This is a genomic window from Candidatus Obscuribacterales bacterium (assembly GCA_019744775.1).
Lineage (GTDB): Bacteria > Cyanobacteriota > Vampirovibrionia > Obscuribacterales > Obscuribacteraceae > SBAT01.
The window spans coordinates 18,638-45,210 of sequence record JAIETZ010000005.1; the positions used below are offsets into that span (position 1 = coordinate 18,638).

General features: G+C 47.5%; 27 protein-coding genes. 11 read left to right on the forward strand and 16 right to left on the reverse strand.

Translation table 11 applies throughout. From position 1 onward, the window contains the following. The first annotated feature begins 57 nt into the window (after positions 1-57). Entirely contained in the window at positions 58-1,518 is a 1,461-nt protein-coding gene (locus K2Y22_12495; GenBank protein MBX9879270.1) for a hypothetical protein, read from the forward strand. A 308-nt stretch (positions 1,519-1,826) separates the two neighbouring features. Next, complete coding sequence (locus tag K2Y22_12500; GenBank protein ID MBX9879271.1) at positions 1,827-2,633, forward strand: FkbM family methyltransferase; 807 nt, start codon at positions 1,827-1,829, stop codon at positions 2,631-2,633. 96 nt (positions 2,634-2,729) lie between these two features. On the opposite strand, the gene K2Y22_12505 is transcribed toward K2Y22_12500, so the two are convergent. The 14 genes from K2Y22_12505 to fabZ form a co-directional block, all read right to left on the reverse strand. Then, positions 2,730-3,569 (reverse strand): M15 family metallopeptidase, encoded by an 840-nt coding sequence (locus K2Y22_12505; GenBank protein ID MBX9879272.1) that lies wholly within the window; start codon positions 3,567-3,569, stop codon positions 2,730-2,732. Positions 3,570-3,797: 228 nt separating this feature from the next. After that, positions 3,798-4,253, reverse strand: coding sequence for a tetratricopeptide repeat protein (locus K2Y22_12510; GenBank protein ID MBX9879273.1), 456 nt, complete (start codon positions 4,251-4,253; stop codon positions 3,798-3,800). Positions 4,254-4,473: 220 nt separating this feature from the next. Then, positions 4,474-4,800: a type II toxin-antitoxin system HicB family antitoxin gene (locus tag K2Y22_12515; GenBank protein ID MBX9879274.1), complete on the reverse strand. Its 327-nt coding sequence runs from the start codon at positions 4,798-4,800 to the stop codon at positions 4,474-4,476. After that, on the reverse strand, positions 4,797-5,030 hold the full coding sequence (locus K2Y22_12520; GenBank protein ID MBX9879275.1) for a hypothetical protein: 234 nt from the start codon (positions 5,028-5,030) through the stop codon (positions 4,797-4,799). Before K2Y22_12520 ends, K2Y22_12515 begins: the two co-directional genes overlap by 4 nt. Positions 5,031-5,338: 308 nt before the next feature. Next, positions 5,339-8,140 carry a hypothetical protein gene (locus tag K2Y22_12525; protein MBX9879276.1) on the reverse strand — a complete coding sequence of 934 codons (2,802 nt, stop codon included), beginning with the start codon at positions 8,138-8,140 and terminating at the stop codon, positions 5,339-5,341. A 246-nt stretch (positions 8,141-8,386) separates the two neighbouring features. Then, the gene (locus K2Y22_12530) at positions 8,387-8,836 is read right to left on the reverse strand and encodes a hypothetical protein (GenBank protein ID MBX9879277.1); all 450 of its coding nucleotides are present in this window, start codon (positions 8,834-8,836) and stop codon (positions 8,387-8,389) included. Between the two features lie 134 nt (positions 8,837-8,970). Further along, positions 8,971-9,375, reverse strand: coding sequence for a hypothetical protein (locus K2Y22_12535; GenBank protein MBX9879278.1), 405 nt, complete (start codon positions 9,373-9,375; stop codon positions 8,971-8,973). Positions 9,376-9,449: 74 nt separating this feature from the next. Beyond that, positions 9,450-9,830 (reverse strand): hypothetical protein, encoded by a 381-nt coding sequence (locus K2Y22_12540; GenBank protein MBX9879279.1) that lies wholly within the window; start codon positions 9,828-9,830, stop codon positions 9,450-9,452. A 105-nt stretch (positions 9,831-9,935) separates the two neighbouring features. After that, positions 9,936-10,325, reverse strand: a complete 390-nt coding sequence (locus K2Y22_12545) for a hypothetical protein (protein MBX9879280.1) — start codon at positions 10,323-10,325, stop codon at positions 9,936-9,938. A gap of 635 nt (positions 10,326-10,960) precedes the next feature. After that, complete coding sequence (locus K2Y22_12550; protein MBX9879281.1) at positions 10,961-12,298, reverse strand: glycosyltransferase family 2 protein; 1,338 nt, start codon at positions 12,296-12,298, stop codon at positions 10,961-10,963. A 71-nt stretch (positions 12,299-12,369) separates the two neighbouring features. Next, entirely contained in the window at positions 12,370-13,620 is a 1,251-nt protein-coding gene (locus tag K2Y22_12555) for a hypothetical protein (protein MBX9879282.1), read from the reverse strand. 126 nt (positions 13,621-13,746) lie between these two features. Further along, positions 13,747-15,066: an MFS transporter gene (locus tag K2Y22_12560; GenBank protein MBX9879283.1), complete on the reverse strand. Its 1,320-nt coding sequence runs from the start codon at positions 15,064-15,066 to the stop codon at positions 13,747-13,749. Beyond that, on the reverse strand, positions 15,066-15,905 hold the full coding sequence (gene lpxA, locus K2Y22_12565) for an acyl-ACP--UDP-N-acetylglucosamine O-acyltransferase (protein ID MBX9879284.1): 840 nt from the start codon (positions 15,903-15,905) through the stop codon (positions 15,066-15,068). The genes K2Y22_12560 and lpxA overlap by 1 nt, the downstream gene beginning before the upstream one ends. A gap of 17 nt (positions 15,906-15,922) precedes the next feature. Next, complete coding sequence (fabZ, locus tag K2Y22_12570) at positions 15,923-16,384, reverse strand: 3-hydroxyacyl-ACP dehydratase FabZ (protein ID MBX9879285.1); 462 nt, start codon at positions 16,382-16,384, stop codon at positions 15,923-15,925. 358 nt (positions 16,385-16,742) lie between these two features. Between fabZ and folE the strand changes: the two genes are divergently transcribed. The 8 genes from folE (at position 16,743) to K2Y22_12610 (ending at position 25,319) form a co-directional block, all read left to right on the forward strand. Beyond that, entirely contained in the window at positions 16,743-17,303 is a 561-nt protein-coding gene (folE, locus tag K2Y22_12575; protein ID MBX9879286.1) for a GTP cyclohydrolase I FolE, read from the forward strand. A gap of 19 nt (positions 17,304-17,322) precedes the next feature. Continuing rightward, on the forward strand, positions 17,323-18,381 hold the full coding sequence (locus K2Y22_12580; protein ID MBX9879287.1) for a metallophosphoesterase: 1,059 nt from the start codon (positions 17,323-17,325) through the stop codon (positions 18,379-18,381). Between the two features lie 58 nt (positions 18,382-18,439). Further along, positions 18,440-19,261, forward strand: a complete 822-nt coding sequence (locus tag K2Y22_12585) for a hypothetical protein (protein MBX9879288.1) — start codon at positions 18,440-18,442, stop codon at positions 19,259-19,261. Between the two features lie 73 nt (positions 19,262-19,334). Further along, positions 19,335-19,604, forward strand: a complete 270-nt coding sequence (locus tag K2Y22_12590) for a hypothetical protein (GenBank protein MBX9879289.1) — start codon at positions 19,335-19,337, stop codon at positions 19,602-19,604. Continuing rightward, positions 19,601-19,987, forward strand: coding sequence for a type II toxin-antitoxin system VapC family toxin (locus tag K2Y22_12595; GenBank protein ID MBX9879290.1), 387 nt, complete (start codon positions 19,601-19,603; stop codon positions 19,985-19,987). The genes K2Y22_12590 and K2Y22_12595 overlap by 4 nt, the downstream gene beginning before the upstream one ends. A 93-nt stretch (positions 19,988-20,080) precedes the next feature. Next, entirely contained in the window at positions 20,081-20,755 is a 675-nt protein-coding gene (locus K2Y22_12600) for a TetR/AcrR family transcriptional regulator (protein ID MBX9879291.1), read from the forward strand. After that, positions 20,755-22,188 carry an efflux RND transporter periplasmic adaptor subunit gene (locus K2Y22_12605; protein MBX9879292.1) on the forward strand — a complete coding sequence of 478 codons (1,434 nt, stop codon included), beginning with the start codon at positions 20,755-20,757 and terminating at the stop codon, positions 22,186-22,188. Before K2Y22_12600 ends, K2Y22_12605 begins: the two co-directional genes overlap by 1 nt. Continuing rightward, positions 22,185-25,319, forward strand: a complete 3,135-nt coding sequence (locus tag K2Y22_12610; GenBank protein ID MBX9879293.1) for an efflux RND transporter permease subunit — start codon at positions 22,185-22,187, stop codon at positions 25,317-25,319. Before K2Y22_12605 ends, K2Y22_12610 begins: the two co-directional genes overlap by 4 nt. A gap of 105 nt (positions 25,320-25,424) precedes the next feature. Here K2Y22_12610 and K2Y22_12615 read toward each other — a convergent pair whose 3' ends face one another. Then, positions 25,425-25,763: a hypothetical protein gene (locus K2Y22_12615; protein MBX9879294.1), complete on the reverse strand. Its 339-nt coding sequence runs from the start codon at positions 25,761-25,763 to the stop codon at positions 25,425-25,427. A 107-nt stretch (positions 25,764-25,870) separates the two neighbouring features. On the opposite strand from K2Y22_12615, the gene K2Y22_12620 reads away from it, so the two are divergent. Continuing rightward, positions 25,871-26,149 (forward strand): metal/formaldehyde-sensitive transcriptional repressor, encoded by a 279-nt coding sequence (locus K2Y22_12620; GenBank protein MBX9879295.1) that lies wholly within the window; start codon positions 25,871-25,873, stop codon positions 26,147-26,149. Here the strand turns inward: K2Y22_12620 and K2Y22_12625 are convergent, their stop codons facing one another. Beyond that, complete coding sequence (locus K2Y22_12625) at positions 26,150-26,551, reverse strand: MerC domain-containing protein (protein MBX9879296.1); 402 nt, start codon at positions 26,549-26,551, stop codon at positions 26,150-26,152. It lies immediately after the preceding gene. Positions 26,552-26,573 lie beyond the last annotated feature (22 nt).

The window sequence follows — 26,573 nt, forward strand, 5'->3', positions numbered from 1 at the left end:
ATTTCCCCACTGACAGTGGTCAATTTGGATCGTAATCTTGAGCCAAGTATTTAGAGAATGGCTGGGATGAGAGATTTAGAGTCAAGCAAATGCGCTGCAAGTGAGGCTTCTGCAAAAGATGCGCGCACAGTCAAATATTGCGAGGGTTGGAGCCTAGCCTTTAAAGACGACAAACTCGCAGCAATTACTTATCCCAATGGCAAAAAGGCTGAGATTAGCTACGACGACGATGAAGCTAACCGCGTAAAATTGCCCGATGGTACTGTCTGGACAAAACCAAGCAAGTATGATTATTCATGGTATGAAGGCAACCGAAAATGCCTGGACACACTTGGTTGTATAACTGTATTCAATGACGGCAGAATAATATCGAAAAAATGGAAGACTGCTCAAGAACGTACCTGGTATCCCGATGGAATTAATAAAGTTGCGACTCCAGATTTGACCGGCGACGAATTAACAGGACTGTATCAGTCAGCATTGCCACAAATAGATTTCAATAAAGACAGTAAGTTGACCAAGGCTGAACTTAGAAATGCAATAACAAACCCAGCAGTAAAAGGAGACGTCGCTCGTTTTGCAGCTATTGCTTACCGAAGCTTCGACGATCTGTCGTCCCTTACATGGAAGTGTCCTGGCGTCGAGGCGATCATCGGAAAAGAGGACATTGCTGTTTACAATTCGTCTTCCGTACAGAAGTTAGACAATTGGTCGAAATTGGCTGGCATGCTGAATAATACCGAAGCAAAAATTGGAAGCATTTATCGTAATTTGCACGATATCGACGGAAAGAATCGCCACCGCCATCTATATTCTCTTTCAGGCGATGCCGCGAAAAGTATTCAATCCAAGTTTGTCAAACAAGGCTTGTTGGCAGACTGCTATTTTCATGCAGCCGTGGCATCAATTGCTGAGGCTCGACCTGACTTAATAAAAAGTATGATTCAGAGCAACAAAGATGGAACATATACAGTAACTTTTGCCGATAGCTCAATAACAATAAACGGTCTGACAGAGGCTGAAAAAATGCTCTATGGCTCCAGTACCGAAGGTGGACTTTGGCCATTGCTGATTGAAAAAGCTTATGGTGAGCAACTAAAAACGGAATATAGTAAGCTCGGACTTGGCTCCGTGGTCAACACCATGCTGCCATATCAACTGACGGATATCCCAGGTCAGACTGAACGTGTCCTAAATAAAATAACAGGACAAAAGCACCACATGGTTATTCTTCCTATGACCGACGAGAATGATATAAGTGCCAAACTGAAGTCCGCGTGCGAACAACACATACCAATGACCTGTGGCACACGAATAGCGGACATTCGTCCACATCTCGATGGACTTGAAACGCTCCATGCTTACAGCGTTTTGTCATATGACGATAACAAACGACTGGTCACCATACGCAATCCACATGGCGCTGACGACTCGAGTTTTCAGGGCACGTGCCAGATGACTCTTAAACAATTCAGAGACAATTTCACTGATCTGTACTTGGCTTGGAAGCCTCAGTAACAGGCTAGTTTACAATTCTAATTCTTGTCAGGCGCTGTTTCGAAGGCATTCCGAATGTAAATGATCGCGAATTTTAGTTTTGAAAAATGCTAACCTAAACTGGCGGAATTTTGTTTGGGTACATTTCGACGAATCTTGACGGTTTATTTGCAGCAAAGTTGATGTCCGCCATTAATTCGTAGGGGCGCATTGTATGCGCCCGCTCGGTTGCGTGTTGGCTTAATCAAGTACACTGTGTGCATATGAGACAGGTCATTCAGTACATCCGCGAAAAGTACCATCCTCTTCATTACCTCAGGCAAAATCGGTTGATTTACGATTTCTTGCTTGATAATTGCAACAAGCAAATCGCTTGGCGTTTGCCGGGCATTCCTTGGAATGTGTATCTTCTGTCGATTAGGGACTTGTCCTGGGTTTTGGGTAGCGGTGTTGCTGAACCCTACACAGATGGACTTTTTCGGGCTATTTCTAAGAGGCTTCGCCCGCACATATTCTGGGACGTTGGAGCTAATTTGGGTTATTACTCTTGGCTTCTTCTCGGGCAAGATCGTTCGGTGCAATGCTTCCTATTTGAACCTGATCCTACGAATGCAGATTGCATCAGAAAAACGGTAAAAGGTGCTGGGCTGGAAACTGTCACTCTATTTCAATTGGCAGCGTCTGATATTGACGGAAAGGCGGATTTTGCTGTTGATACATTATCTGGTGCAACGGGCACTCTAGAAGTTCGAACGCGCAACTTTGGCGAAATACAATGGGGTAAAGTTGCTCCCATAATTCAGGTGGACCAAGCGAAGCTGGATAGCATAGCAGCACGAGAACAATTACCCGTACCTGATCTGATCAAGATAGATGTAGAAGGAGCTGAACACCGGGTTTTGGATGGGCTAAAACAAACTATCCAACGAAGTCAACCGATGCTAATTATTGAATGTGTAGACTCAAAGACAAGAGATATACTCGCCTGGCTTCAGAGTCTCGGTTACGAGTTAATGGATGCTTGCAACGCAGGCCCGTACAGACCATCTTCGCAAATGGTTCTAGCCATACCTCAGCGGTACGAATCGGAAAGAATCGCATTGGTAGAAGAGTGGAAAGAAAATTTCTCCTGCTAGACTGAGCTCCACGAGGTGACGATTATGTTAATTGGCTCTTTGCCGTGTGTGATCACAAGCTTTCATGTAAGTGGATTCCAGTTGTATCTGCCGCCTTCATAAGCTTGTTGCTCGCAAAAGAGTTTGTGCTTGATCGTCCGCAATTTCGAAGTGATGAAAGTCTATTGGCGTTGTCCATGATCCGCCCCAGCGTATGAAGCCGTGTTCGGCAAAGACTGTGACAATTCCTTCTACCATGCCTGGCTTTTGGTTGTGTCGGTTTAGATATTGCCAGCTTTCTTTGGGCTGAATAATTGGATTGTGTTCGTTGCCAGGTTCGAACGTTATGAAAGGGTTTTGCACGGGGTTGACATCAATTGCAAGACCATACGAATGCATCGAGGCTTTGTCGCTGCCTTCGATAGGACGATGACAAAAGCACGAGGTGTTGTTGTCGGACATTGAGAGCTCGTCGTTTCCTTGATAGTGATGAATGGAACGGATTTTGGCAATGGGGAAGCGGCGTTGGTATAGCTCATGGAAGATTTGGGCGACTCGAGGTGCCACCACATCTAATACCACTAGCTCGCCGTCATTATGTTCGACGTTGCTGAAATCGACGTATGGGATGGAGCTGATGAGGCAGAGTCTGGTCAGAGGGATCGGACAATCCGGAGACCAAGCTCCGCATGACTGCAATGCTGCTGCAAAGTCGGGTGGTATTTGGGATATAGTTGCCTGTGTCATTGGACATACTGTATCAGACGAAACGGCGACAATTCGGCTGTTCGAAGTGTCAACTATTAAACAAGTAAAATAGTGAACGGGTCGACAGATGGACTGGTCGACAATACGACGAATGGGCTGGACTTGTTTGTCGGCGATCACAAATGATTGAGGGCGGTTTAGTTGAGTGCTTGTTGCTGATTCGGCTACTTCGTTAAGTGTTGGTTTCACGGGCGCATGCAATGCGCCCCTACGACATGCAAAGGTGGATCGACTGATGGAACTGCTTACTATTGAAATAGATGACTTGAGCAATATACGACTGGAGAAATGTTCAAGAAGAGAACAAGTGATCTTGTAAACGAGTTGAACAATTAACAGATTAACGAGAAAACAAGTCGACAAATGAACAAGTAAATAGGTTAACGAGTCGACAAGACGACAAGTTGACGATTAGGCTTACTGATTTGATTTGGACAATTCGGAAACGTGACCGCAATTGCAGGGACGATTTTTTGCTAACTCGGCTGCTTTAATTCGTTCATTTTGCGCTGTCTGATAGTGTTTTTGTGAAAAATAGATCGCGGCAAGAAAGTAATGTGGTTCGGCGCTCAACGGATCAAGAGTGATGGCTCGTCTCTCGCTGCTTATGGCTTCAGAAGCTTTGCCGGATTGGTAGTACACCCAACCTAATCCTGCGAATGCTTCAGCGTTGTTTGGATCTTTTGCGAGTACTTGTTTATATGTTGGTATTGCAGCGGCTGGATGACCGCTGAAGCTTAGTGCCTTAGCTTTCAGTAGTAATTGCTTCAGTTCGATTTTGTCGACGGCTTCAAACGTTTCTCCTTGTACTGGCGAAATCGTCAGCACTAAATGAACAGCTATTAGAAGCGTAGAAAAAAGCTTGTACTTCACCTGATCATTTTCTGCGATCGTTGTTAAACACACAAGTCAAGGGAAAAGAGGGGGTGCTATAACCAACCCCGTTTGGCGAAAATCCCGTACAAAGCCGTATAACAGGGCATGCCCGAAAAGCCGTACTGGGTGGGCATTTCAGGCTTCGGCGAAACGCCGTGAAACATAATATACATTATCGGATCCGTGAAAGCTTGCCCTGCTCAAGTTCGTCCGCACTTTAGTTGCCGGCGAGTTTTGCGCTTGCCAACCGGTTTAGGCTTATACCTTGTTCCGCTGCTTCCATAGCCAGTGACCGGTGTACTTCTGGTGGGATTCGCACTCTAAATTCGCCGCTGTAATGCTTTTCGGATAACGGTATCGGAATCGACTCACCGCTGGATTCCATATCTCCAACGACTTCATTGACTGTTTGTCGAATTCCCTTAAGAGCTTGTTCTGGACTGGAATCTAGCCATGAGAGCGACGGAAATTCGGTGCATAAACCTACAAATTCATGGTCGTCTGGTGACCATGTGACTCGATAAGTGTAGTGATCGATGTTCATTTGCTCTGCTCTGCCTTCTGCTGTTGAAGCTTGTCAACGGCTAGTAATACTTGTTTCACTTGATATGCTTTCGCTTTGCCTTTGGCATTTTGAATATTGATTCGTGGATCTCCAAGCCATGGCGTTTTGAAGATGGTATGACTTGTTCCTGTCTGTCGCGGCTGTCCAAAAAATTCCTCGCATATCTTTGTAAGATCGTTAAAACGAACGTTGTTCGGATTGCTCCTCATTTGGTCAAGGATTTTCTTTGAGCTTGACATAAAGACATGGTACCAATAGTGGCACCACTAGTCAAGCAGGCAAAAAGTCAACGAGAGGACAAGTAAACAATACGACAAGAGAATAGGTCGAAAATGCGAAAAGTTGAAAGGTAGTATTTAAGGCAAGTCGTACCAAATCGAGCGCCCTGCATCATGGCGCGCCAGGTTGATGAGTCGCTACGCGCATTTGATTTCTTCCACCCGTATCATCACCCGATTGTCGACTCGCAAATACAGTCGCTCCGAACAGGTCCGGATTTTAGGGAGTATCACTGCAATCAGCTATGCGCCGATCCGATTAGCTGTCCGCATCCGTTGTATTGTTCCAGCGTACAACACTCGATTGGCATCCAGCCAAAATATCCGCAGACCCAGCGCCTGGAGACCCAATAAGAGCCCGCGCATGGGTTGGGCGGTGGAGTGTAAGGGGGCACCGCTGGTGGTGGCGGCGGAGGAGGCGGCGGCGGTGGTTTTACAACGGGGCATGTCACAGCCCACTCTGAAGCTAGGACTGGACAACCGCTGGGATCCGAGCACCACGCCTTGTCATAGCTTGTAGCAGCAGAATAGTGTTTAGCTGCCGACGAGGGATTCGGCGGTGGTGAATTGGGTCCTGTGGTCGCAGGATAAGCATTGGCATTGAGGTCACGTCCTTGTACCTGCCAAGTAACTGTGCTGCCATCTTTTTCTTTGATGATAATCGCTTGCGAGTTCTGATAACTTGCCTGTCCCTGGGCAATCGGCACGTTGGCAAAAGGTGTCGTTTGCACATTGAACAATTTGATATTGCCTGATCCGTTAGGCAAAACTGTTCCTCTGGCTGTCTTGATAGTGCCACCATCTACTTTGAAGAGCAGCTTGAAGTTGTTATTCGGCTTGGCGCTCTGAGCATAAGCCGGTTGCAGTATGTGTGACTGCGAGTCATCCAAATGGCCGATTGCTGGGTCACCCTCGTGTTTAAAGACCTCCAGCTTGCTCTTAAATTCGTTGCCAACCTTTTGAGTCGCCACACCCCAATCAGCAGCTGGTGCACTTGGGTCTTGTCCGGTTGAAATTGGTCCATCTGTCAGAAGGTCTTGAACGGTTGCAGCGCGGCCAATCGGATAAAAGTTACTGCCCATAACAACATAGTGTCTTTCGTTGACCTTACGGACACCGCCGCCAGTTAGAGCTTTTAAGTTGTCGTACATTGCTGTTGTCGTCGCGCTTACATAGCAAGCATTATTTAGTGCATGATCCAATCGTGGATGGTCCGCCAATACCTGGGCTCCTTCTTTCGTCTTTTCACGTTCAAGAGCCTCGTTGAATTCAGATTCTGTATTTAGATCGGGCACTGGACCGGGCTTGCCTGTAGCATCGTTATAGAGCTTTGCAAATGCCTGGATACCGTGTTTAAAGGTCTCTATTGCTCGTTGGTTGGTCAGCATCATCTCATTGGTCATTTGGAACATGTCCGAACCTGGATTGCCGTCCATAGTCACATAGCGACCGTCATCCGTGAGCACACCCATGTATGCTCTTGGTCCGATAACCGGATCAGCAGGCAAGTATCCCCACATGCGCGCTTGTTGGCGCTGGTAGGCGTCTTGATTTTCCATCCATCTAAGTAAATTTCTAGGATCATCGCTGCCTGTCGGATCACGCATGCTTTCGCTGATAATCAGCGCCGGCGTCGTTGTTCCATTCACGCGACCGGTCTCGGCATAAGCAGGTGGCACCCAATCATTATTATGTGACGTGTACGTATTAGGACTGCTATTGCCGGATAAGGCGTATGCCTTGATGTCAGCCTTTAGCGCTTTCACAAGTGCATCCGGGTTGGCTCGCAAGCTTACTGACTTGAGCCAGTCATAAGTCAAAAACGCAAGACTAATGCTGGGATCGTCATTGGCTTTGCCGGCGATACCTTTGTAGTTGGTCGCCACGAGTGAACCATTACCTGGCACCGGGCCGTTGCTTGCCGTAAACCAATTGCCCTTGCTCGGCGCATTCCAATTGGCATAAGTGCTGGTTCCGCTGTTGTCTAGTGTTGAGGCATTCATGATGCCGTCGACGCCTTTATTGAATGTCAGACCATTGCCCGGTTCAGTTGGAAAACCTGCTCCGAAACCAACGAGCAAAGTGCCCGTTGCCGGGACATAAGCGCCTCCACCGCCGCCTCCACATTGCGCATAAGCAACCGTGCGGATGGCTGTCGTTGGTCTGACTTTTGAGTGCGGTGCAATTCCTTTTACGCCTTCGCTGACGGTTACTCTAACAGCAACAGGTATTTCAGATGCAGTAGTTGTGCGGAATGACCCATTTGGTACCAGTCGGCAATCCCAAGTCATTGGGACGAATCGAACGTTGGTGCCGTTGACCCCTGGTACTGGGTAATCTACATCGGGTCGGTAGCAGCGTCTGTTTGCGTTGTCGACAAAGCAATTTCCGCTGCTGTAAGCAATAACATCGCCGCTGGCTGATTGTGCATTATCACCATAAGGCATGTTTGTTGTTGTTTCGCCGGTACCGGCTGGAGCATTCACGGTGCCTGGATCTATAAGGATGGTGTATGACGTTGAAGAGTCACGTCCCATGCGGTGTTGATTCTCGTCGTAAATCCTTTTCGCATTGGCTACGACGTTAATTGCCGTGCCGTTTTTATCGTACGCGTTGGCACCGCCGCCTAGAGCGGAAACAAGTTTGTCTCTTAGAATGTCGCGAGCAGTATTTGCCAGACTCAGATCATGCTTCACCAAATACAAAATATTGTTCTTCGAATTATCGGAAAGCTTTGATGCCACCAAAGCGTTAAGGCGCAGTTCAGCATAAATAGTGTTGATGCTTTTGACAGGATGCGCGGAGGTGGTGCTTGCCGGATCATCAACCAATCCTATCCGACCGAGTGGACCGTCGACAACAATCCGGCACATGTCCACCACTACCTGTAATGCAGCCGAGTCGGTGGCGTTCATTGTTTCTTTGTGGACGCCTGTCAATTGATTTAGGTTGAGTATAAAGAAGGCGAACATCGCCAGCATGACACCCAGTGTTACAAGAACGAGTGCCAGAGTATTTCCTGACTTACGGCGGGTTCGCATATTCACACCTCATGGTAAAACCGGCAAATCGTTGTCGCGTAAAGGGAAAGTGCCAAAAGGTTTATACCCGTAGCGACTCAATATTAAACCAAGCTAATAAACTAACTGTTTATTGTCAAAACAAAGACCCTGATTCCGTTTGAGGGAATCAGGGTCTGGAGATTGGCGATCCTAAAATTTGAGCAACAAGCCTGGGGAAATTCAGTGACGAATTCCCTAAGTCCTAAAGCATAATTTGCGGATGTCCTAGTAGTCTTCGTCGTAAGGGACGCGATAGGCTACGCCTTGGAATAGCATGCGATGGCTACCGTTGTATGGGCTTGGATAGCCCATGAAGCCGTGATTGGCTCCGTAACCAAAACCATGCATTGTTCCGTAAAGTGCCCCTTGGACTAGACCTACCGGCCCACCAGTGAGACCGCCGGCTACTAACTCGTAAACACCATCTTCTTTACCGAGGTTGCGAGCAACCATTTTAGTAAAGCCAATGGCGCCTTTTATTCCATCTTGAAATGCTCCAGTTGGAACATCCCAAAGAATGGCCGAGACAGCATTGACGACACGCACTGGAAGGTACCAAAGCTCGTACTGCACCCTGGCCGAATCTGGTCTTTCAGGATAAGCTGAAGCCATATTTGCCAGTCCACAGATGAGAGCCATAGCTGCCAACGTTGCGGACAGAACTTTTTTGCGCATTGTTTTTTACCACTTTCTAGCTTGTAAAGCTCCGGCTCCAGCTTTCGCTTTCGCCTTCGCTGCTGCTCCGTTGCGGCTTGCTCATCGCAACCCTTCACGTCGCATGTATTACAAAGATCCGAATCCAAATATCACTATTTTTCTTCGGAGGTCATGTAAGACCAGCGGCTAAATGGCTTTTTCCATCCGTACGCGACACCATGCCACCACCCGTGGTGGACGCCGTAGAGGCTACCCAGCACTAAGCCGGGCGACCCCCCGATTGGTGTGGCCATTGCTAATTGAGCGGCACCCTTCTCATCGCCGAATTTACCGGCGACGTGAGTCGTACCTTTCAAGAAGCCATGGTATCCATCATCAATCGGAGCGTTGATAGCACCGCACCAGATCCCTGCTGAGACTGCTCCGAGCAGTCTTACAGGAGCCTGCAGAACCCAGTTAACCGGTTTGGCTTCGTAATCCATAGCCAAGGCCGGGGTTACTGATGTTACTGCTACCGCTAGTGAGCAAAGCATGAGACCCAGATATTTTCTGTTCATTTATTTGCACTCACTTTCTAGAGGAAAGCAGTATATATGCGTTGTACCTACCAGGCAATAGCGAAAGGTACTATTTAATCCTCGGACTCAGGAACAATATAAGACTCTGTGCTGAACGGCTTGTCCCAACCAGCTGACCATGCATGACGGCCACCGTAGATGATACCAGCCGGTACGCCCCAGACTACGCCTGTTGGTACGCCTAAAGCGAAACCAGCGAGGTTCTGGAAGAGACCTTTTTCGTCACCGAAGGCAACAGCCAAACGCTTTTGGATTTTCTTTGGTTGGTACCAAAGAGAATTCAAAGCAACACCTTCCGGCTCATCGATGATGAGGGCTGTTGTTCTGCCCAGGTAAGACATACCTGAACCGACAACTCCATCAGCATATGAAGGAAGAGCAAAACCAGCTGCAATTGCTGCTGCTGCGATTGTAGTAAGAACCTTGTTTTTCATTTTATTCGTCCACCTTAAATTGGGAAAGCGAGGATGGTTCCATAGAACCACCCCCGATACCACTATCTCTTTATTACTCAATGAACTCGTACTTCATTTGGATAATTACTCATCCTTGAAAGTAAACGAATCCTTGCTGAACGGCTTTTCGTAGCCGGTCTTCAGACCGTGCCAAGCACCGTCAAAGCAACCATAGATAGCACCACCAGCAGCACCGAACGGTCCGCCAACGATACCACCGGCCCATTGCTGGTACATGCCGTCTTCGTCACCGAGTTTACCAGCTACCCATTTGGTAGCCATGATTGCTCCTCTGGTGCCATCTTTGGTGGCGCCTTCTGGAACTCCGATTACGGTACTAACTGCTGATCCCGCTACTTTCCACGGAATCATCACAATGCTCTTAAATGTGTCGTCATCAGCATAAGACGGCGCCACGCAGGTGCCGGCAATAGCTGCAGCGATCATTAAAGAGGACGCTAACTTTTTACGCATGCCAATCTCCATCTCTTAGCAATCAACTTAAACGATTTTGTTGAATGTCATAGGACTAGTAATCCTAAGACATTACCAATTGTACCCATTTTCTTATTAAGATCCACACTGTTGTATCTACTGACAAATGGTGTCATTGCGCACTGAATGATGCAAACTCAGTATTCAAGCCTCTTTTAGAAGCTGTAGTTGATAATCTTCGCGTCTGAGAATTTGAATTTAACGAAACAATTGATTCTCAAGCGATGGTGATTCGATCCTGTTTTGATATTGATCAGATATTACGACTCGCGCCAGCTCTAACTTTCGAGACTTTTCAAGAATTTGATTTCGATCGATTTTCTCTCTTGGAAATCCAATTTTTCCCTCTTGAGTAGTCGAGGTTAATTCTGTTCGCAAGCGGTTAATTCTGCCGCCAAGGTAACGCGAGATTACGACAGATATAAATCAATGGTCGTTATCGGACACTCCTGCCTGGCGATCGTATGGGCGCATTGCATGCGCCCGTATAAGCATGAAGCGGAGCAAAAGCGCCGAGGAGGCGGTTGCAGTGTAGCGCACGTGTAAGGCTCGACAGCAAGCGAAGGAGGAAGCGGTGTGTTATTCAAATACGCTGCTGGAACCGGAGCCTTATGTTAGGTTCCGAAGTGTTCCGTGGGTTGCCACTTGAAGCCTTGCGGGCGGAACATAATGCGCCACAGCGACAAGAAAATACACGGCATCCAAATTACATTGGCGTAGAAGGTCAAGCAAGCCGTCAACCAAAGCGTTTCCGGAATCGACTTATGTCTATACAGACGAATTCCATTGAAGAAGTTGAATTGGCAAACAAGCGCCACAGCCATCAACACAATTACGAAAAAGCGCGGATAGTTCGGACCGCCAACAATAAAGTTGATAAGTTCGGAAAGCAGTTCCATCGCCACAAGCGGCGGCACGGTAAATTCACCAACAAACGCCATCAAGTCAAGTCGCTCGGTAAGTGACAGACGCGATGGCGCATTCAACGGCAGCACGTAGTCTAAATAGCGACGAATACTGCCCTCAGCCCAGCGCTTGCGCTGCCGATAAAGTGACTTCCAGGTTTCAATTGCTTCTTCATATACACAAGCAAAGGGACAAAAACGAATGTCCCAGTTTGCAATGAGCAAGCGCATGGACAAATCCAAATCGTCAGTGATCGTCTTGTTATTCCAGCCGCCCACATCGATTAGCGCGTTGCGTTTGATAAGTTGTCCGTCGCCGCGCAATTCGACAGCGCCGCCTATCAAGTCGCGCCCCATTTGCCAGAAGGCATCGACAGCATATTCAGATGCCTGGCACTCGACTAAAAAGCCCTTTTGATTCTCGTATATCTTCTTCTGCACTTGCACCGCACCGACATCTTCCGGCGCCAGTACAGGCAATGTCAGCCTCAAGAAATCCGGAGCTACATAAGCATCGGCGTCAAATACACAAACAACTTCCGCTCTCGATAAAGCAAGCGCTTCATTGAGGGCTGCCGACTTACCTGGATACGAACCGGGCAGTCTATTCAAAACGCGCAAATTTGGAAACTCGCCTTTTAGCTGTTCAAGTATCTTTGGCATTTCGTCTGTTGAATTATCATCAATTACCCAAAGCAAATAATTCGGATAATCAATCTTCAGCATATTGCGCACGGTTTTCTCAATTACACGCGCTTCGTTTTTGGCCGCTATAAAAAGATCGACTGTAGGCTGCCATTCCGACTCGGCACCTTCTTTGACCGTAGTGCCGAACTCATTATGCGGGTGCGGGCGATCTTTTGCGCGATTGAGTTTCTTGTGCCAACGTTTTTGTGCTGCCAAAAGCCAAGCACAGTGCGAAATCATCATGATGCAAATGCCGCAAATCAATATAAGAATGAACGGACCCGGCACAAAGTAATCGATGTACTTGAGTGTCAGCCAGGCGCCTACGAAAATAGCAATTAATAGAATGCGATTAAACATCTTGTCTACCGATTACAAGTTTACTGTCACTGACAACTTCTACTCTTAATTCTCACGTACAAATAATCTCCTCAATATGCGTGGATGCGATTGCCATATTCATTGACAAGCGCGGCAACCCGGCGTGCGCCATTCATTTCATTGGCAAGCCGTGCCAATTGATAAGCGCTTACCTCATAGGACGGCGTCTGCAAGTGATGACGAATGCGGTCTGCCATGGCTTTGGCTGTCAGATCCGGATAAGTCATTTGGCTTGAGACTCCAAGTTCGACTAATCTCTGAGCATTTGATTCTTGCTCGATTTGTTTGTAATCAGGAACCAAAAGTGACGGCTTGCCAAGTGTTAGGAGTTCCATAGCTGTTGAGTGTCCCGCTTGAGATACGACAAGATCTGCTGCTTTGTAATAGCGCTCCGGATTTTCGGTGAATTCAATTACTCGCAGATTTGGCGGGGTATGTTCAGGTACAAAGCTGGAGAAAACATCAAAATGCACATCGGGCATCAAGGTTGCTGCCTCAACCAACGCATTGAACAAAGGCAATCTATATTCATGTCCGCCTAGTGTACCGACAACATACGGACCCGAAGCCGGCCTGCCATGACTCAAAACTTCGTCTGCAGTCCAGCTTGTTACTGGTCCCACCATGCGCTGCAACTTCATTACCTGTGGCTTGCGGCTGAGCATCGGTAGACACACCGTGTGCGGCGGCGGAAAATCCGCGATGATAATTTCTGTTATCTCTTTGAACATGGCTCGCACGGCAAAATCAACCGGTGGCTCGGCGGCGCCTCCAAGAATGGCATCTTGAATGGCTTTTGTTTGTTCAGCAAGCGGCAGGTCTTGCCCCTGCTTGTTTTTTCTTCTATGGAAAAAGTGTTCAAACTCCGTCTGATTGGTCATGTACAAACAAGGAATGCCTAGCTTTGCAGCAGCAAAAACGCTGGCGGCACGACAATCAGAAAGTACGCAAGTTATCTTGTAGTCTTTCATGATTTTCAATTCTTCGCGAAATTGTTTGCCCATGGTCAAAGGCGCACTAGCGTTCTTGAGAATTGTTTTTGAAAGTTCAAACGAACCATCTTCGCCGAAAAATTTCACTTCCGGACCAACTTCGACAGTGCGATAGCCCGCGCGGTCAATGCGTTTTTTTACGTATCCGTATGTACCGAAAATTACCGTTTCAGGATCCAAGTGTCTGGCAACTGCAAGTGCTCGACTGGAATGTCCATAACCTTCGCCGTTAATGCAAATGAAGATGCGCGATGTCTTATGCGCGCGTCGTTTGGCAAATGCCGGTGTCCAGTGAACTACTTTAGCCATGTTTGTGACTCTTCGATCCGTCCGTGTGAATCTCTGTTCCGTCCCTCGTTCGGTCTGATTGTCTGGTCCGCCTCCCCGTTGGACTGTCTGGTTCGTCCGTAGGGGCGCATTGCATGCGCCCTTGTCCTAATAGATACCTTCTAAACGTTCTCTTCTAGTTGTGCGAAGCAGATGATAAATGCTTGAGAGGAGCATTGGTACTCCAACAATTATCAAAGTTGTGGACACTCCGCCGGGTAAATTATCAGCGGCTACACCGGCCAGTATAACCGGAATTGTAGAGGCTGCAGACATTGCTGTATTTTGAGCCCCAAACACCTTGCCACGCAAGTTTTCCGGCACGGCTGCCTGCAACGATGCTTGTGTGGGCACGGCAACCATGGCGCAGCAAACGCCGGTAAATGCTGAAAGTATCAGTGCGCTGCCCACAAATCCCCCATGGAACGCCATTTCCGATAGTCCTAACTCCGGCAATAGAAGTGTCTGAATGAAGCCTAACGATCCAAGCATGCTCATGAAGAGTCCCATGCCGGTGAAGCCCAGATAGGCAAGTGCTGTTGGTTTCATCTTTTGACCATAGTGAGCCGTGGCGAAATTACCTACACACATGCCCAGACCGGCAGCGGCAACTATCCAGCCGAACTGGAATGGCTTGATGTGCAAAACCTGTTGGCTCAAAGCAACAGCAATAATATTGAGCGTAATAATCGTGCTGAATAAAATTGTGATTTTCATGATTGCACGAAATACTGTGGCGTTGCTGGAAATGTACGATAGCCCGAATCGTAATTCTTCCCACCAGGGTTCGCGATTGGTTGTATGCGGCACATTGTCTTTGACAAAACACAAGAGCAGCGCGGCAATAAAGAAGCAGCATGCAATAAAAAATGGCGCATCAGCCAGACCAATGTGAGAAATAATTGGTTCTCCCACTGCGAACCCAAAACCAAGCGCAATCATCATTGTTGTAAAAAAGAGCGAATTGGCGTGATACAGATCTTCGTGCTTCACCAGTCTGGGAATAGAAGAAGTCTCAGCTGGTGCAAAGAATTGTGCACCGATTGATGTGAGAAATGCTAGGAAATAGGCAAGCATAGGATGCCTTTCTACAGAAGGCATAGATACAAGTGCCACGCAAATTCCACGGACAACGTTTGAGAACACCATGACTGATCTATTAGATGCGCGATCAACATAAACTCCGGCAAGTGGTGAGAGCAACACAGCCGGAATAGTAAAGGCAACATACAACCAACTAGTCATTTGCGCAGCACCGGCTGGCGCATGAAACTCTGTCGGCGCTGCTTGTGACAAAGTCTCTTGTGCTGTCAAAACCGCCACAAACAACACGAACACAGCGCGGTCTGCTAGCTGTGAGAAGATTTGCGCTACCCACAGGAACATGAAGTCCCGGTTGCGCAACAGCGATTTGTAGCCTTCAATCATTAAATGTCGTCGGAAGGAAACTCGTCCATGATTTCAGCGCCAGGTATGGCAATACCTGCGCAACCACGCTTGCTTGATTTGAAGAATGCAACAATTTCCTGGACTTCCGGGAATTGTTCAATTTCTTCTTCGATGCGAGCCAGCGCTTGTGACACGTTGAGACCCGAGCGATACAAGAGTCTGTAAGACTCCTTGACCGCTGTGCGAACTGTCTGTCCAGCTCCTGCGCGGCGCAAGCCGATGACGTTAACGCCACGTACCATTGCCGGACGACCGTCGCATGTTGTAAACGGCGGCAAGTCGGATCTTGTGCCGGTCATGCCGGAAAGCATCGCTAAGCGTCCAACACGAACGTGCTGGTGGAAGATACACATTCCGGACATCACGACACCGTCGCCGATAGTTACGTGTCCTGCCATCATCACTGAATTAGCGAGAATGACGCCTTTGCCCAGTTTGCAGTTGTGAGCAATGTGCACGTAATTCATCAAGAAACAATCGTCGCCGATTTCGGTGAAGCCTTCGACTGTGGCTCTATGGATGGTTACGTATTCGCGAATAGTAACTCTATCGCCAAGAATGACGCCTGTCGGCTCGCCCTTGTAGCGGAAGTCTTGCGGCTCGAGCCCGATGGAAGCACCGGCATAGATTTTGCAATCTTTGCCGATGGTTGTGTGTCCATCGATTACGGCATGAGCACCAATTTTTGTTCCGGCGCCGATTTTTACATTTGGTCCAATTACTGCGTATGGTCCAATCTCGGCTGCTGGATCAATCTGAGCGCCGTCTGCGATTACTGCTGTTGAGTGAATGCGAGTGGTCGTTGTGTTAATGCTCATTGCTTATTTCCTTTTGCTTAGGCTTCATTTTCACGCTTGATCATTGCGAACGAAATTTCGCCTTCACAAGCGACTTTGTCACCGACGCGTGCAATACCTTTGAGACGTCCAATAGGACCCTTCATTTTGATGAGTTCAACTTCGAGTTCCAGTTTGTCACCAGGAATAACCATGTGACGGAATTTGAAACCATCAATGCCCGTAAATACGCCGAGATATTCTTTATATTCAGGCTTTACCAGAATTGCGATACAAGCTAATTGTGCCAATGCCTCTACCATCAGAACGCCAGGCATAATCGGCTTGAATGGAAAATGTCCTTCGAAAAACTGCTCGTTGGCAGTCATGTTTTTGTATCCGATGGCCTTGTGTCCAGGCTCAATGTAAGTAACTCTATCGACAAGCAAAAACGGATAGCGGTGTGGCAACAACTTCTTAATCTGGTTGATGTCCAATTCCTGCGAAATAGTCGCGGTCATATTTCTTTTCTCTCTCCAAATTTCAAAACGTCGGTCCCATGGGGCGCCTGACAGCACCAGCTCTCAGCTGGTCTTAACCACCCAAGTATAACAAGAGATCTTGTGAAATACAGTTTATGTATAACTTCGTAGGGGCGCATTGCATGCGTCCGGTAACTAAATTCTCACTCAGCTTTACTTGGAAACAGCTCAAAGGCATTACCATTGTCAAGCTAAAGAAGCCAAGAAATTCAAGTAACGCCAGAAGGAACAAAAGATGGAATCCATGAGCTTTACGCCAGTCACAGGAAAGAGCGCCACCGCGCAAGCGGCAGCCTTGTCTAAGCCACGTAAGAGGGACGAAAGTCTCTTCAAGGAAATTGACCAGGACAAAATCGCTCAAGCCGTGACGATGATTTTGGAAGCCGTCGGCGAAGATCCAAGCCGCGAAGGTTTGCTCGATACGCCTGCTCGTGTAGCTCGCATGTATCAAGAATTGCTCTATGGAGTCGATGTCGATTCATCATCTGAACTCACCTGCGAATTTATAGCTGAAAATGATGAGCTAGTGCTTGTAAGAGATATACAGTTTGCCAGCCTTTGTGAGCATCATCTGGTGCCGTTTATGGGTGTTGCCCATGTCGGCTATATCCCCAATGCCGGTCGCATCACCGGACTTTCGAAATTGGCTCGCGTTGTTGAACTCGTTTCAAAACGCCCGCAAGTACAAGAGCGCATGACCACTCAAATTGCCGACGCTTTGGTTAAGAAACTCCAACCACGCGGCGTCATCGTGGTCTTGGAAGCCGAACACCTTTGCATGTCCATTCGCGGTGTGAAAAAGCCGGGTGCTAGAACAATTACATCGGCAGTTCGCGGCTTGTTTGAAACAAATCAAGCTTCACGCTCGGAAGTTATGTCCTTGATTATGAAGGGCTAGATCTTCTAATATTCAGTCGATGAGCGAAGGCAATTACATAAGTCGACGATCTTTTATTTTGGGCGCCATTGCCACCACGGTACTGCCGTGTTTGCCGGGAAGAGCTCAACAATCTTTTAGTCCCTTCTCGTTTGCGTTTGTCAGTGACATTCATTTGACGCACGGCGTGCCTGATGGATTTGTTCTGACAAACGAGAGCCAATTGTTTTTACAAGACGTTGTCGCCAAGCTCAATCAACAAAAACTTGATTTTGTGCTCTTTGGTGGTGATCAAGTACATGGGCTTGGCAAAGACGACGAAAACTGGCAACTGTTTTTAGATATTGTTCAAGGACTTAATGCGCCATGGTCGTTTGTGCTCGGTGAGTGCGATGTCGCTGCTAGCGATGGCCCAATCAACAAGATGCGTTCATTTGGCCCTGATTGGCATGGTCGTGGAATCGAAACGGACACGCCTTACTGGTCTCACTCGCCACTCCCTGGCGTGCACTTAATCGGATTGGATACTAGTCAGCCTGGTTCGACAAGCGGCTACGTTGATGCACAACAACTTACGTGGCTGAAAAATGATCTCCAAAAGAACGCCGACAAATTCACAGTGCTTGTAAGCCATCATCCGATATTGAATCCGCCGCCTTTCCGTGCTGCAGAAACACAGTTGATGGATTACCTTTTGCCAAATGGGCAAGAAGTGTTTGATGCAATTTACGCTGCCAATTCAGTCAACTTGGCGCTATCGGCGCACTTGTATGTCAATCAATTGGGGCGCGGTGGCAAAACATGGTTCATAACAAATCCTGGACTTGTGACTTATCCTTGCGCGTATAAGATTTTCCATGTGACTCCGGAAAATATAAAAATGGAGACGTATCAAGTTTCCTTTCCGGCTTTGATTAAGAAGGCCCAGGACCTTTTGTACACTTACCCGTTGGCAAAACGAGTACCAATGCCCAAAGGTACGAATTTCATGATGTACGCAAAAGGAAAAGACAGTGCTTGGAGTTCCACGTTGCCAGTTGATGCCTACGAGCAATTATCCAAAGCTAAGAAGAAAAAAGAAAAGAACGCCGACGGATAACCAGCGTTGTAGGGGCGCATTGCATGCGCCCTTTTAAAAAATCCACAAGGAGAAATCAATGACAGCAACAAGTGCCAAAGGCGAAAAAGGCACAGATAAATACGGCGGCACTCAAGGCAGCCCCGTAACTTATAACAAGTATTTGCACGTCAACGAGCTAAAGACCCTGCAAGTCTGTCTCTCCGACCCCCCTCACCACGACGAACCTCTATTCATCATCATCCACCAGACCTACGAACTCTGGTTCAAGCTCATCCTGCACGAATTAGACACCGTAAAGTCCTTGCTCGCCGAAGACAACATCCGCCGCGCAAATTTCTTCCTGCGTCGCGTTGTCGCAATTCTCAAACTGCTCGTCCAGCAAATCCACATTCTCGAGACAATGTCTCCGCAAGATTTCCTCGGCTTCCGCCACAATTTAAATCCGGCCTCTGGTTTTCAGTCGAGCCAATTTCGCGAAGTCGAATTTACACTAGGTGCCAAAGACGCACGCATGCTTGAGCACTTCAAGTCAGATGCTATCGCCTATGAAGGTCTCAAAGAACGCTTTGAGCAACCATCTATCCAAGATGCATTCACTTCTTTATTGAAAAGAAACGGCTTCACTCTTCCCGAAGGCGACGAAGACGCTCGCGTTAAGGAATTGGCAAAGCTTTATAGAAACGACGACACTTATGCCGACTTATCAGATCTGGCAGAATTACTTGTCGAGATCGACGAACTAGTCTATCTCTGGCGCGTCAATCACGTCACCGTCGTCGAGCGCATCATAGGATTCAAACGCGGCACAGGTGGCTCAGAAGGCGTCGGCTATCTACAATCCACGCTAACCAAGCGCTGCTTCCCGGATCTTTGGAAAGTAAGAACCGTCCTCGAGTAAGAATCCTTGGCTTCTTGCCAAGATGTGCGCAATAGATTAAACTAAAGTGTGCATAGTAAGTGGGACTAAGAATGTGACTATTCGTCGAACACACATAGTAATTCCAGAAAAACTGATCGTGGAGATCGACAAGCTCGTGGGCAAGCGTGGGCGCAGCCAGTTTTTGGTTCAATCTGCCCAGAAAGAATTGCAACGTCTGCGCATGTTAAAGGCTCTGGATAAGGCTGCCGGCGCATGGCAGGACGTTGATCATCCTGAGCTAAAAAATGGCGCTGCTGCCTGGGTGAATGAAATGCGCAAAGGCGAGGAAGATCGTCTTGCAAGAAAAGTATCGAAGCGATGACGACCTACCTTTTGGATACTAGCGTAATCATTGATGTTCTCAATCGTAAAGGACAACGAGTCGAACTATTGAAAGATCTGCTATCGGCAGGAAATTCACTTGCTTGTTGCTCTATCAATGTTACTGAAATTTTCGCCGGCATGCGTCCTAAAGAGAAAGTAGCAACAGAGTTGTTTATTAACAGCTTGGAATATTTCTCTGTAACCAGGGACGTGGCTGCCCAGGCCGGATTGTTAAAGCGCGATTGGGCTGCTAAGGGAATAACACTCGCTGTTTCGGACGTGACTATTGCGGCAGTCGCTCTCGCGCACAATCTTACGTTGATTACCGACAACTGGAAACACTATCCAATGCCCGCTCTTCGCATGAATAAGCTCTCGTAACGGTATTAATCACTAACATTTGCACAGGTGCTAGTGTGGTACGATAATATTTATCGGACGAGTTCGTCACAAAATGGCTGAATTGGTGGTCAAATGGTGGATACGCTAACAAAAAGAGGTCCTGGCAGACCGAAAGATGAATCCTTGCCGGAGCGCCGGCGGGAGGAGATTCTTTCGGCGGCTATTGGCGCTTTTGCCGATTATGGTTATCCGAAAACCGACCCTCAGTTGATTGCTGATGAGATTGGCATCGGCAAAGGGACTATTTACCGCTATTTTGAAAGCAAGGAATCCTTGTTTTTGGCGGCAGTGGATTTAGGCATGGAGCGACTGGCTCATTTTGTTGAGTCGCGCGTGGCAACAATTGAAGATCCACTTGAAAAAATTGCCGGTGCTATTCGCTTCTATTTTCGGTTCTTTGATCAAAATCCGGAAGTGCTTGAACTTCTCATTCAAGAGCGTGCTGAGTTTCGCGATCGCAAGAAGCCTACTTATCTTAAGCACCGCGAGAAAAACATTGGACCTTGGCTTTTGCTTCTGCAGTCATTAGTTGATGAAGGTCGCGTGAGAAAACTAAACGTTGAAACAATCACGGAAACAATAAGCTGTCTGTTGTACGGCACTATTTTTACTGGTTACTTCAATAAATCAAAATCCAACTTTGAAGAGAAGACAGTTGATATCGTAGACATAGTTTTTGCTGGAATACTGGGAGACACCGAGCGTAAGCGTCTCGACAAATATTTAAAAATGGTCGGAGAAAAATAATGAATATGGATACCCTGGAGCGAACCAAGCAACATTGTGAGACGACAAAGCAAAGGCTTTTGTCGAACTTTGCTGCGGCAAGCCCAAGAGTCCGCTTAGGCATTGTGGCAGGGTTGGTGGTTGCCGGTTTGATTGTGGTTGTTCTTGCTCTACAGGCTTTTGTCTCTGCATTACGTCCGGCTCAAGACGAGAATGCCAAGGCATCGCTTACGGTGGCAGTTGATCCGGCTTCCTATCGCCACATGGAAAGGAAACTTGGAATTACAGGTACCGTGTGGGCTTGGGATCCGTTATCGATCGGTGCAGAAGTTGGCGGATTGAGAATTGAAACCGTCGATGTCGAGGAAGGTGCTTTCGTTAAGAAGGGACAGGTACTCGCTACACTCAATTCATCTATATTGCGTGCACAGTTGGATCGCGAATTGGCGCAGCTAAAACACTCAAAAGCAAATTTGGGTAAAACAATTCAACCTAATCGCAAGCAGGATATTTCTGCTTTGCAGTTTGCTGTCGAACAAACCAAAGCACAGGTTGCCGAATCCGAAGCCTATTTGGAGCGGGCAAAAGCTAATTTGGATAATGCGCGCAACAATTCCGGACGCTATGCCGCCTTACATAAGGAAGGGGCAGTAAGCGCCGAAGAAGCTGAAGCTAAAATGACTCTGCAAAGGACAAGTGAAGCGGAGCTTCTGCATGCACAAAATGAAGTTGCAGCAGCCAAATTTGTTAACAGGCAAGCTATGGAAAGATTTTCACAAGCTATCGAAGGCGGCAGATTGGAAGACATCCAAATGTCGCAGGCAACTGTTGCTGAGACTCAAGCAAACGTCAGAGCACTGCAAGCACAAATTGCCCAGACTATTATTCGCGCACCCAGTGACGGCTGGATAACTAAGCGTGACGCGCATATTGGTGATATCAGTACTGCCAATGAAGCACTATTTCTAATGGTGAGAGACAATCGCCTTGAAATTCGTGCGCAAGTTCCGGAAAAGGATTTGGCAAGACTACAGCCTGGACAAAACGTAGACATAACAGGCGTACTTCCCGGTAATGTAAATCTTGCCGGTAAGATTCGTGAAATCAGCCCACTTGTAGATGTGGACACTCGCTTAGGCACTGTCCGCATTGACATTCCATTTAATAAGGATATCCACCCAGGCATTTTCGTGCACGGACAAGTAAGCCTCGGCACAGCCGAAGTTATGACAGTGCCATCCAGTGCTGTTGTCGATCGTCACGAACGCAGTTGCGTATTCTTGGTTGAGGGCAACAAGGTCTACAGCCGCTCAGTTAGTTGTGGCGAACGTTTCGGTGACTTCGTCGAAGTTAGCTCGGGAATTAAGCCCGGTGAGCTAGTAGTTGTATCCGGTGCCGGCTTCTTGAAAGACGGCGATGTAGTACGAGTATCAGACAAAAGGACTAGCAAATGACACAAGGCGGTGGCGGAATTAGAAACATCTCCGCCTGGTCAATTAAGCACCCGGTACCTGTTTTAGTTCTCTTTCTATTATTGTTGCTTGCTGGACTTGCAAGCTTTTTCCAGCTTGGCATTGACGAATCACCCAACATTGATATTCCAATTGTTTCGGTGACCGTCAATCAAACTGGTGCGGCTCCGGCTGAGCTTGAATCTCAAGTCACTCGTAAGATAGAAGATGTGGTTGCCGGGATAGGTAATATCAAACACATCTATTCAGTTATTAACGAAGGTGTTTCGGCTACAACAATTGAATTTGAACTGGATACCGATGTTGACCGAGCTGTTAATGATGTTCGCAATGAAGTTTCCAAAATTCGTACTCAACTTCCCAAAGATGTTGACGAGCCAATTATTCAACGCGTGGATTTTGTCGGACTGCCGTTTGCCACATATTCGGTGTCTTCGGATAAGCGAACACCTGAAGAATTAAGCTGGTTTGTCGATAATCGAATCTCTCGTGGACTAATGGGCGTTAAGGGTGTTGGACAAGTCCAACGTGCCGGCGGCGTCGATAGAGAAATTCGAGTCAATCTTGATCCATATAAATTAGAAGCGGTTGGCGCAACGGCAGATATTGTCAGTGCGCAAGTCCGTGCAACCAACATAAACTTGCCGGGTGGTCGTGGAGAAGTTGGAGCCAAGGAAGAAACAATACGCACTCTAGGCAGTGCCGAGAGTCCGGAAGACCTTGCTTCAACGCGTATCATGTTGCCCAATAAGAAATGGGTGCGTCTGGATACTCTAGGTGAGGTCATCGATAGTACTTCTGAACCCAGGCAGCTTGCCATGCTCAACGGACAGCCTGTTGTAGCTTTCTCAATCGTTCGCAGTCACGGTGCCAATATGGTGTCCGTTGAAGACGCCGTTGATGCAAAACTCAAGGAATTGAGACAAAGCATTCCACCGGATATCAAAATAGAGAAAATCCGCAGTCAAACACATTATGTTCGCGAGTCTTATCATGCGGCTTTAGATTCGCTGCTAATTGGAGCAGGGTTGGCAGTGGTGGTTGTTTGGCTTTTCTTGCGCGATTGGCACTCTGCGGTTATCTCATCGCTTGCTATGCCGTTGTCGCTAATCCCGACGTTTTTGATTATGCAAGTCGCCGGATTTACGATGAACAACATGTCTTTGTTGGGATTGGCTTTGGTAATCGGGGTCTTAGTCGATGATGCCATTGTAGAAATTGAAAACATCGTCCGACATATGTCCATGGGTAAAAATCCCTACAAAGCGGCGCTTGAAGCGGCTGACGAAATTGGACTGGCAGTCGTTGCCACTACCGCAACAATTATTGTTGTTTTCGTACCGGTCGCTTTTATGGGCGGCATTCCCGGCAAATTCCTCAAGCAGTTTGGTCTGGTTGTAACGACTGCGGTATTCTTCTCTCTTGTTGTTGCCCGTATGCTCACGCCTCTGATGGCTGCTTATCTACTCAAGCCGGTAAAGGAATCTGAGTTGCATGACCGGCTGTCGAAAGTCTACGACACATTATTGAGTAAGGCGCTAAGACATAGACTGACGACAGTTTTAATTGCTGTTTTCTTCTTTGCCGGCAGTCTTGTACTTTTCCGTATGATGCCTACTTCGGTTATGGGCAACATTGATCGTGGCGAAAGTATATTGGATGTCGAGTTGCCGCCTGGTTCGACTCTTGCTCAGACCAAAAAGGCATTTGATGACTTGAGTGCCGCTTTGGTGAACCGTCCGGAAGTGGAAAGTGTATTAGCTCAAATCGGTAGCGCCAGCACAGGACGTTTCGGCAGACCGTCCGGAGCCGGAGAAGTCAGCAAAGGGACTATCTTCATTACGCTCAAGCCTAAAGGAGAGCGTCGCCTTTCACAGCAAGATTTTGAAATGGACATTCGCCCGGCTTTGAATAAAGTACCAGGCGTAAGACTTAAATTCACGGTATCAGGTGGCATTACCGGCAAATTGAAAATTATTCTTGCTAGTGACGACGGCGAAGCCTTGTACAAGACAGCGTATGCTCTTGAGGAGCAAATGCGCGGAATCAATGGACTCTCAGATATTGTTTCCAGCGCGTCACTTGAGCGACCGGAAATTCAAATTATTCCTGACTTTGCCAGAGCGGCTGAGCAGTGGGTGTCGGTCAATTCCATTGCCCGTACAGCTCTTATTGCAACATTAGGTGATGTCGATGCTAATTTGGCCAAATTCAATTTGGAAGATCGCCAGATAAACATCCGCGTTCAGCTAGACCCTCATTATCGCTTGGATCCACAAGTAATCGGCAACTTGCGTGTGCAAAGACTTGATGGAAAGCTCGTTCCTCTATCCTCGGTAGCGACTGTCCGTTATGGCAGTGGACCTGCGCAAGTAGATAGATACGATCGTCTCCGTCAGGTGACGATTGATGCAAGTTTGGATAACAATTTAACTCTTGGACAAGCACTGGAGAAAGTGCACAAATTGCCGGCGTATAAAGAAATGCCGCAGTCAGTAAAAAATATTCCAGCCGGTGACGTTGAAATTCAACGGGACATTTTCTCCGGATTTACCTGGGCACTTGCTGTCGGTATTCTGCTTATTTATGCAGTTTTAGTTCTTTTATTTGGTGGCTTCCTCCACCCAATTACAATCATGGTTTCGTTGCCACTTTCCCTGGGTGGTGCGTTGCTGGCGCTTGTCATAGCTCGCGAATCGTTGGGCTTCTATGCACTAATTGGTATCGTCATGCTCATGGGTCTTGTCACAAAGAATGCCATTTTGCTTGTTGAATACTGCATTGTCGCTATGAAGGGAGGCATGGATAGAACCCATGCAATCTTTAAATCAGGACAGGCTCGTATGCGTCCTATCGTTATGACTACTGTCGCTATGATTGCCGGCATGCTGCCTATTGCATTGAAATTTGGTGCTGGTGCTGAAGCCAGAGCACCAATGGCTGTTGCCGTCATAGGCGGACTAGTCACGTCGACGCTTTTAACATTGGTTGTTGTGCCTGTCGTATTCACCTACATTGATGATTTCCAGCAGTGGATGGTTGGCAAGATTACCAAAGCCTACAAGAAAGGCTATGGCAGTCACGCTCGCGAAGAAGAATTGACCCATCCTTAGGGCATCATACTCTGAAATCATCAATGCGCCCCTGCAGATTTTTGCGCAACAAAAAGGAGGAGACGGGAAACCGTCTCCTCTCTCAAGATCTAAACGACTTATGTCTTACGACACTTTGCCGTGGTCATCGCAATGTCCGCTGTGGGCATTGTGCAAGTGACCGTTTACAAGGAAGTCGACGTGATCGCCGTGCGGCACTCCTGCGTGACCGCAGTTGTCGCCATGCTTGTGCGATGTTTCGTGACTGCTGCAATCATGACCGGTTGTGCAGTTTGCTTGATTGGCTCCGCCGACCGAAAGCGTATGCTCATCGATGTGACCATCATGCATGTGGTGCAAATGATTATCATGCAGGTAATCGGTATGACCGTCATGTTTAATAGCTTGGTGACCGCAATTGTCGCCGTGTTTATGTTCATGACCAGAATGTGTATTGCAGTTCAATGTATGGACTCCTTTCAAAGGGTTTCAGTTGTTTGAACTAATGATCAGTATACTATACGGGGGTATACTATAATTCTTGTGAACCTGAATCTCGTAAGGAACTTAAAATGTCGCACGAAATCAAGGACAAGCCGAAGCTTATCAACCGTGTAAAGCGCATTCGTGGGCAGTTAGCGGCTGTTGAAAAGGCTCTTGAGGACGATCAGGAGTGTGCTTCAATCCTGCAAACAATTGCTGCCTGTCGTGGCGCGATTAATGGTCTTATGGCTGAAATTATGGAAGATCAAATCCGTTGCCATGTCTTAGATCAAGATGAGAAGCCATCAGCTGAACAATCTAAGGCCGCTCAGATGCTCGTTGATATTGTCAAAGCATATCTGAAATAGCTAGTGATCGTGGCCGAAACAACTTCTAAGGCGATGATTGAGAACACTGGCAGTAATTAAAAAGACGCTACCCAAAACATTTACTGGGATTTCGCCTGAAGGTCCCAAAAGATTGTCAGCAAAGAAGCTACCAAAAATTACTAGAGAAAAGCCAAAACACATGCTGGCAAGAACTCGCTTCTTGCCGTGTTTGAAATAGCCCGGAATTATTGCCAAGGCGCACAAAGGCAAGATTATCAATGCAATTGTTTGGTCGCTTAAACCGAACACGCTGCGACTCAATCCAAACGCCGGCAGTACGGCAAGCAATATAGGCATTGTCAGGCAGTGAACAATGCATACTGACGGCCCCACAACGGACAATACGTTGCAAAAGGCTGCGCCTCTCTCCATCCAGCTCATGTTGGTTTCGACCATATAGTCT

What these genes read in the sequence shown, in the direction of transcription:
- K2Y22_12550 (MBX9879281.1), bottom strand. Translation starts at nt 12,298, where the DNA reads ATGTTTAATCGCATTCTATTAATTGCTATTTTCGTAGGCGCCTGGCTG.
- K2Y22_12585 (MBX9879288.1), top strand. Translation starts at nt 18,440, where the DNA reads ATGACAGCAACAAGTGCCAAAGGCGAAAAAGGCACAGATAAATACGGC.
- K2Y22_12620 (MBX9879295.1), top strand. Translation starts at nt 25,871, where the DNA reads ATGTCGCACGAAATCAAGGACAAGCCGAAGCTTATCAACCGTGTAAAG.
- fabZ (MBX9879285.1), bottom strand. Translation starts at nt 16,384, where the DNA reads ATGACCGCGACTATTTCGCAGGAATTGGACATCAACCAGATTAAGAAG.
- K2Y22_12605 (MBX9879292.1), top strand. Translation starts at nt 20,755, where the DNA reads ATGAATATGGATACCCTGGAGCGAACCAAGCAACATTGTGAGACGACA.
- K2Y22_12535 (MBX9879278.1), bottom strand. Translation starts at nt 9,375, where the DNA reads ATGAACAGAAAATATCTGGGTCTCATGCTTTGCTCACTAGCGGTAGCA.
- K2Y22_12600 (MBX9879291.1), top strand. Translation starts at nt 20,081, where the DNA reads ATGGTGGATACGCTAACAAAAAGAGGTCCTGGCAGACCGAAAGATGAA.
- K2Y22_12625 (MBX9879296.1), bottom strand. Translation starts at nt 26,551, where the DNA reads ATGAGCTGGATGGAGAGAGGCGCAGCCTTTTGCAACGTATTGTCCGTT.
- K2Y22_12495 (MBX9879270.1), top strand. Translation starts at nt 58, where the DNA reads ATGGCTGGGATGAGAGATTTAGAGTCAAGCAAATGCGCTGCAAGTGAG.
- K2Y22_12540 (MBX9879279.1), bottom strand. Translation starts at nt 9,830, where the DNA reads ATGAAAAACAAGGTTCTTACTACAATCGCAGCAGCAGCAATTGCAGCT.
- K2Y22_12610 (MBX9879293.1), top strand. Translation starts at nt 22,185, where the DNA reads ATGACACAAGGCGGTGGCGGAATTAGAAACATCTCCGCCTGGTCAATT.
- K2Y22_12545 (MBX9879280.1), bottom strand. Translation starts at nt 10,325, where the DNA reads ATGCGTAAAAAGTTAGCGTCCTCTTTAATGATCGCTGCAGCTATTGCC.
- K2Y22_12520 (MBX9879275.1), bottom strand. Translation starts at nt 5,030, where the DNA reads ATGAGGAGCAATCCGAACAACGTTCGTTTTAACGATCTTACAAAGATA.
- K2Y22_12560 (MBX9879283.1), bottom strand. Translation starts at nt 15,066, where the DNA reads ATGATTGAAGGCTACAAATCGCTGTTGCGCAACCGGGACTTCATGTTC.
- K2Y22_12525 (MBX9879276.1), bottom strand. Translation starts at nt 8,140, where the DNA reads ATGCGAACCCGCCGTAAGTCAGGAAATACTCTGGCACTCGTTCTTGTA.
- K2Y22_12555 (MBX9879282.1), bottom strand. Translation starts at nt 13,620, where the DNA reads ATGGCTAAAGTAGTTCACTGGACACCGGCATTTGCCAAACGACGCGCG.
- K2Y22_12530 (MBX9879277.1), bottom strand. Translation starts at nt 8,836, where the DNA reads ATGCGCAAAAAAGTTCTGTCCGCAACGTTGGCAGCTATGGCTCTCATC.
- K2Y22_12595 (MBX9879290.1), top strand. Translation starts at nt 19,601, where the DNA reads ATGACGACCTACCTTTTGGATACTAGCGTAATCATTGATGTTCTCAAT.
- K2Y22_12580 (MBX9879287.1), top strand. Translation starts at nt 17,323, where the DNA reads ATGAGCGAAGGCAATTACATAAGTCGACGATCTTTTATTTTGGGCGCC.
- K2Y22_12515 (MBX9879274.1), bottom strand. Translation starts at nt 4,800, where the DNA reads ATGAACATCGATCACTACACTTATCGAGTCACATGGTCACCAGACGAC.
- lpxA (MBX9879284.1), bottom strand. Translation starts at nt 15,905, where the DNA reads ATGAGCATTAACACAACGACCACTCGCATTCACTCAACAGCAGTAATC.